The organism is Rickettsiales bacterium (assembly GCA_029252805.1).
GTDB lineage: Bacteria > Pseudomonadota > Alphaproteobacteria > Rickettsiales > JALZUV01 > JALZUV01.
The window spans coordinates 1-6587 of sequence record JAQXAR010000054.1 but is presented as its reverse complement, the minus strand read 5'-3'; the positions used below and the strand labels follow the sequence as shown (position 1 = coordinate 6587).

The window sequence follows — 6587 nt, the reverse complement described above, 5'->3', positions numbered from 1 at the left end:
GCATTTTAATCTGTTCTTGAAAGAATGTGAGTGGAGGTTTAATATGGGCACACCAAGTGACTTACTGGCAGACCTGAAAAAGTTGCTCAAAGAATATTATTAGGTGTCAGCCCCATATTTTATTATAAGTATCCGGACCTGTGGTGTCAGTATAACCCTCTATGCTGATATTTGTGTCGGGGTTTGCTTTTAAGAAATCGACAATATTAGTAACGGTTTTATAGTCATCAGGCGTTAGGTTCTTTTGAGCATGATCAAAATAAATTGCACGATCGCCTGTATAGAGGTTATCGATGCTGATGACCTCTCCTATGTAATTTAACCGGCTATGGGTATTTTTAGCAGTTGTATCCTGATGATAAACATAAGTATTTTCACCCTCACGAACAGTGTGTCGTTCACCTTCAAATTTCTGATTTGAAGTCACTTTCGGGTCTTTTTTCTCGTCTTTAACGGGGAGGGGTGTCTTATTGGAGGGCAGGCCAGTAATCTGCTGAACTGCAGACCTTGCCTGAAAGAGTATCGATGAGTCTATGTTTTCCACCATCTTTCTATTATAGCGGATAAAAAGTTATTATTTGTTAACATGTCGTGACAATTCCCTCATTGTTATATTTGCACATACAGGTTCGCTGAAGATAGTGATGTGCAAGAAAATAAAGAAGGGGCAACCTACTAGGCGTTTTAAAAGTAGCGGGCGAGTCGTAGTTGCGCATGGTCATCCTGCCGCACAGAAACGCTCGGGCGATCCGCTGTAATATCTGTATAGAGGCGTATATCGGCCTCCATTTTCCAGTTATCATCCAGTCGGTGCGAGAATTCAGCGGACATAAAGGTGCTGTCACCAGATTTATCCAGCATGATGCCCGCGAGGAGCTCGGTATCTGAAACATTGTTCATTACGATACGGGTGCCGAGGAATAAGTCATTATCCAGCAAGGTTGCAGGGGCAGATGAGCCGCGGCCATCATAGTGATATTCGGCCAATGTGCCTATATCGATAGGACTCTCCCATACGCCGTAGAAGCTGTATTCGAAGCCTCCGGAAATCGCCTCAAAGCGATCGCCATGGCCTGAGCGAGAGATTGTCTCCAGCTTCCACAAGGTGGAATCAGTCGTGTATTGTAGGTCAAGACCGCTTTGGTCGATTAGGTCATAATGCGGGGTGAGAACGGCATTGCCGACACCATCTGTGCCACTGAGTAAACGGGCTTCACGGCTGGTGCCATGGAAATGGGAGAGGCCGATATCCCAGTTTCCCAAGCCATGTTCATAGCGTAGGGCAACATCCGGATGCCATTGTGTTGCACCGGAATCATAGCTGGCTTGTCGGTCATCAACTGATGGGTTGGAACGTAAACGTCCAGCATTGGAAGCGAAGTTTCGCTCACGAAAATAGGGCAGGTAGAAAAGTTGAAACGTGCCGTAATCGGTGGGCTTAATCAGCTGCAACATGGGTTGGCCGAACTTATCTTCACCGTCAACATCCTCAATGACATCGGTCTGGTTGATGATGTCGACCAAATGATTGGATTCGGTTACGCCCCAGAAGACTTTGCCGAAACCGGCGCGAAGGGAGAAGCTATCCGCCTCGTGTAGCCAATCTAATTGGCGGAAATCGACATGGCTGCGGGCCTTATCAAAGGCATCAAACCGCGCGAAAGGGCGGATGGTGACGGTATTGCTATCATCCGTATAATACCATTCCGGCTCAATGAGGATGCTGACGCCGTTATTGTCCTTCTGGTCGTTGAAGGCGGGGTTATCCAGAAAGAAGCGACCATCCATGGCAGCATAGCCCGCCATTTCCCAGTCCGCTTGCGCCGCATAGGTTGGGCTGGTGAGGAGTAGCCCGGCTATGAAGGTGACGGCAAATGATCGTAAGGAGTGGGGCATTATTTCGTGTTCTTCAGTTTGTTCTTGGTGAACTGATCTTCGCTGAGGCCAGTGCGGAATTTATAGCCCTTCCAGTTAATATCAGTCGATTTCCCGGTCTGCTTATTGACCATCAAAAACTGGTCAGCCCGCCAATATTGCTTCAGATACTGCTGATAGCCTGCATAGGTTAGGCTTTTGAGTAGGTCTTGCTTACGGTCATAGAAATCAACCTTTTGCAGGCGGAAATGCTCGGTATCAATCCAGCTAATTTGTTTGCTATAGCCAGAATATTCGTAGGCCGGATAACGCTCTACGACAAAACATTTGAGCGCAGCAGCGGTTGGGCAGGTTTCTTGTTTGAGGTATTTATAGGTGTATTTAGCAACTTCTTGCGACGAAATATCTTCATAGGCAAATTCACTGCCAACAAAGGGCCCTGATTTGTTTTTGGACGCAATGCGTTTGACTCGTTTAAGAGAGGGTAGGTAAAGCCACTGATCATCCGGTTCTAGGATTTTGGAATAGGTGAGAAAGGCAGTGCCTTTGACATCGCGCGGGCGGTCAAAGATGATCAGGGTTTTGTCACCTAGGTTTGGATCGACCATTTCAAACGTTTGATTGCGTTGCTCGCGCGTGCTTTCTTGATTATGCGCGTTACGCAGGGTCATCTCTAGTTCGACTTCAAAATCACCGAACCCGAAATCACGTAGGTCAGCTTCTTTGACAATCTCCAATCCAAGCTTTTCGGGGGCTAGCTCCATTGCCATAATCTCTTCGGCAGAATGTTTAGCGTAAGAGGGGGGGGCGGCTTGTGCGCCAGAGGTGGCAAGCATGGCAGCGGCCAGCAGGCTAACGGATAAATATTTCATCATAAGGATTCTTCCTGTTGGGTGTCTTTAGTTTTTTTGGTGCGGTCAATCGCAATAAGTAGTGGCGGCAGAAGAAAGAAATCTGCAATCAGCGCGCAGCCAATCATAATAGCGGTAAGCAGCCCCAAGGTTACATTCATTTGGAAAGAAGATAAGATCAAAATGCCAAAACCTGCAATCAAAATAAAGGTAGTGATGATCAGCGCACTGCCCACAGTACTGAACGCATATTGCACGGCTTGCTCGGCATTATAGTTCTTTTCGCGCCGCGCACGGTGGTATTTACTTAAGAAGTGCACGGTATCATCGACGATAATTCCGAGGCTGACTGCCGCCACGACGGCAACCGCCATATTGATTTGTGAGATTAACAAGCCCCAGATACCAAGCCCCATCGCGACAGGTACTAAGTTTGGCACGAGGCTAATTGCTCCCATGCGGATGCTTTTTAGCGCAATCAAAATGATGAGTGAGATCACAATGAGAGCGACAATGTTGCCGACGGCCATGCTCTCAATATTGCGTTGCGAGATGTAAGAGAACATCACAATCGGGCTGGTGGCCTGTGTTTGCATGTAATCGGGCAAGTTCTCAAGCATCCACGCTTCGCTGCGATCCTTAAAGTTGCGTATATCTACCGTACTAAGATCGTGTAAGGTAGCACTCAGGCGAGAGGCTGATTTATCAATGTTGATCCGGTCATTCAAATCCAGCCCATAAGGTAGCGAGAATTCATAGAGCAGTAAATATTGCGCAGCCATTTCTTTAGTGTCGGGGATGCGATACCAGCTGGGGTCGTCGCCATGCATATTCTTGTTCAGGCGTTTGAAAATATCGGTGATCGAATAGACATGCATGACTTCCGGTTGCTGGCGTAACCAATTTGCAAATTTCTCTGTTTCTTGTAGGTATTGCGGATTGTTGATTTGGCTTTCTCCGCCGGCACCGAGTGAGTATTCGAAATTATAAATACCAGTCAAGTTCTCGAGCATGAAGTCGGTGTCGGTACGGAATTCGATGCTATCATCAAAGTATTTGACGAACTCATCATTCAATTCAATCCGCGGAATCATCAGTGCGAGTACAATGACAAGCCCGGTGCTCAGTGGCAGCAATAGGCGACGATAAGATACGACAAACTGCCCTAGCTTATCGACCATTGTCTCTTTATTCTCGGCTTGGAGTTTGCAGCGAATGGGTAACACGCTCAATAAGGCGGGTAAGAACAGGATAGAGTAGACAAAAGCAGCGATGACACCCGTTGCCGTCATATTTCCTAAATCATGAAAGGGCGGCGCATCGGAGAAATTAAGCGTCAGAAAGCCAATTGCGGTCGTCATGCTGGTGAGGAAAATCGGTTGCAAGTTGATGCGTAGGCTCTCAATGATCGCGGCATGTTTGGCCATACCTTTGCGCATATTCACCAGCATACTGACGATAATGTGGATACTATCAGCAATGGCCAGTGTTAGGATAATGGTCGGTGCATTGGCCGAAGGGGGAGTGAGCTTAACGCCAAACCAGCCGGCGATTCCCATGGCCGTAATGGCCGAAAAGGCAATGACCAATAGGGTGGTGAAGGTTGCCGAAACACTGCGCAAGAATAACAGCATGGTGACCAAGAGCACGCCGTACATAATTGGAATGAGCGTTGCCATATCGTTCTGTGATGCTTCGGAGAAGGCGTTATTCATAAACACCATGCCGGACGTGCGAATTTCAATTTCCGGATATTTTGCCCGTGCGTCGGTTAAAATTTCGCGTGCTTTGGCCGCTGCTTCCGGTACTTCGAACGCGGTTTTTCCAGGGAAGTTATGAACGATATTCACGCCAGTGGTTTTGCCATCGGGCGAGATAAGGCGCTTGGCCAGTAGGGGCTCATGAAGTGCGATATCGCGAATAGTTGAGAGTTGTTTGTTGCTCAAGCGATTTGGGTCGCCTTCGATCAAATCGGCAACGGTTAGGTCGTCGCCTTGGGCAGAGGTATACTGAAAGTTAGACAGAGAGTCGACGCGTGTGGAGTAGGGGAGCTGCCAGCTTTGCTCGGTCAGGTATTGCACCAGCTCCAGCACTTGTGGTTGGAACGCATCGCCTGCTTTAGGCTTGATGACATACATGGTGTTATCGGTTTTAGTGTAAACATTCTGCAACTCATCAAAGGCCTGCAATTGCGGATTTTCATCGCCAAAGAAGACGCGGTAATTGGTATCAAAGCCGATAAATTGGACGCCATAACCGGTCGCGAAAACCAGCATAAAGCTTAAGAAAATCACAAACCAACGGTAGGTTAGAACCATATTTCCTAAGGCTACGCCCCATTTATCCGTCATGCTCATCGCAGGCTCTCCCGTATAATTTACTTGCCATTCTCAGTGATCGCTACTATCTCTTGACTGATAAGTCAAATGCATTTAACCGATTGGTCAAAAAACATGTCGCCGCGACGTAATACCAAAGAAATCATTCTCCAAAAAGCCATGATGCTGTTTTGGGAAAATAGCTATGAGTCGGTGGGTGTGGAACGAATTTGTCAGGAAGCAGATGTGCAGAAGGGCAGTTTCTATCACTTCTTCTCGAGCAAAGAAACACTAGCGGTTGAGTTAGTGGAGTGGCTGACGGAAATGCTGGAAGAGGAGTTTTTGAAACCCGCCTTCACCAGCGATAAACCCGCAATGCAGAAGTTTCAGGATTATTTTATGTCGGTCAAAGCACGGGCAGAGGCGTATCAAGATGGAGATGATGAAGGGATATGCTATCCGGGCTGCCCAATCGGAAACCTGATTTCTGAGATGAGCACCAAGAGCGAACCCATACGCGAAAAGTTAGAACTCGTTGTGAAGTTGCAAATTGGGTATTTCGCGCAAGCTATCTCGCAAGGGCAAAAAGAAGGCAGTATTATTGAGACCATGCCCGCCCAAGATCTGGCGATGCTTTTTAGTGCGACGTGGCAGGGGGCTGAGGTGATCGGTAAAGCGCATAATAATTGCGAGCTAATTGCTTCGACCATCGAGAATATGCTGCAGATCATACAGCGACCGTAGTGCCTTCTTGAACCTAAGATGAATATGAGCGAGTTTAGCTAAGAGTTATTTTACAAGATTACAATAAAGAGGAAATATCATGAGCATTGAACGTTATCGCAGTGGCGAGAAACTGAGTCGCATTGTCACGCATAATGGCACTGTCTATCTATGTGGCCAGGTGGCCAATGACTATGAAGCTGATCTGGAAGAGCAAACCCGTCAGGTACTCGCACGCATCGACGATCATTTGGCCGAAGTAGGCTCGGACAAAACTAAAATATTACATGTGATGATTCATATTAAAGACATCTCTCAGGCCGCACGGATGAATGCAATCTGGGGCGAATGGCTGGGGGATGCTCCACGTCCTGCGCGGACCTGTGTACAAGCGGAACTCGCAAAGCCCAATACTTGGGTGGAGATGACCGTGGTCGCCGCGCTATAGCTTGATTAGCGGATCGATTGGGTCAAGGCTGGATAGGTAGGTTGAAATAAGAAAAAAGCTTCTATCCCAATGGGAATAGAAGCTTTTTTCTGCTGTTAAATGATAAAAAATATTTTACGGACCCAGCGGGAGTGTCCGTTGTCGCATGTGTATTCGTACACAGTAAACGAAACTCCCATGAATTTTTTTTCTTTGGAATTTCCGGATGAGGTCATTTCTTGACCGCATTTACATTTTGCAGAGAATATCATAATTTTTGGGGCTGACACCTAACATTTAAATTGTTAGGAGTTATTGATGTATATAAAGCATTGTAAGTTATCGAGAAATAAGCAGTTAGAGTTGATAAAATATTTCATTGCGGGTTCTACG

Annotated in this window: 7 protein-coding genes; 3 read left to right on the top strand and 4 right to left on the bottom strand. The window is 46.9% G+C overall.

All coding sequences use genetic code 11. The features are described 5' to 3' along the window. A partial coding sequence (locus P8P30_10205; protein ID MDG1287913.1) for an IS1595 family transposase occupies window positions 1-103 on the top strand: 103 nt, incomplete at its 5' end. A gap of 3 nt (window positions 104-106) precedes the next feature. On the opposite strand, the gene P8P30_10200 is transcribed toward P8P30_10205, so the two are convergent. The 4 genes from P8P30_10200 to P8P30_10185 all read right to left on the bottom strand — a co-directional run bounded on the left by P8P30_10200 (window position 107) and on the right by P8P30_10185 (window position 5077). Beyond that, window positions 107-547: an OmpA family protein gene (locus P8P30_10200; protein ID MDG1287912.1), complete on the bottom strand. Its 441-nt coding sequence runs from the start codon at window positions 545-547 to the stop codon at window positions 107-109. Between the two features lie 137 nt (window positions 548-684). Continuing rightward, on the bottom strand, window positions 685-1896 hold the full coding sequence (locus tag P8P30_10195; protein MDG1287911.1) for a hypothetical protein: 1212 nt from the start codon (window positions 1894-1896) through the stop codon (window positions 685-687). Continuing rightward, window positions 1896-2750 carry an outer membrane lipoprotein-sorting protein gene (locus P8P30_10190; protein MDG1287910.1) on the bottom strand — a complete coding sequence of 285 codons (855 nt, stop codon included), beginning with the start codon at window positions 2748-2750 and terminating at the stop codon, window positions 1896-1898. Before P8P30_10190 ends, P8P30_10195 begins: the two co-directional genes overlap by 1 nt. After that, window positions 2747-5077, bottom strand: coding sequence for an MMPL family transporter (locus P8P30_10185; protein ID MDG1287909.1), 2331 nt, complete (start codon window positions 5075-5077; stop codon window positions 2747-2749). The genes P8P30_10190 and P8P30_10185 overlap by 4 nt, the downstream gene beginning before the upstream one ends. Window positions 5078-5179: 102 nt before the next feature. On the opposite strand from P8P30_10185, the gene P8P30_10180 reads away from it, so the two are divergent. Both P8P30_10180 and P8P30_10175 read left to right on the top strand, forming a co-directional pair. After that, on the top strand, window positions 5180-5788 hold the full coding sequence (locus P8P30_10180; GenBank protein MDG1287908.1) for a TetR/AcrR family transcriptional regulator: 609 nt from the start codon (window positions 5180-5182) through the stop codon (window positions 5786-5788). A gap of 79 nt (window positions 5789-5867) precedes the next feature. Further along, entirely contained in the window at window positions 5868-6215 is a 348-nt protein-coding gene (locus P8P30_10175) for a RidA family protein (GenBank protein MDG1287907.1), read from the top strand. Window positions 6216-6587 lie beyond the last annotated feature (372 nt).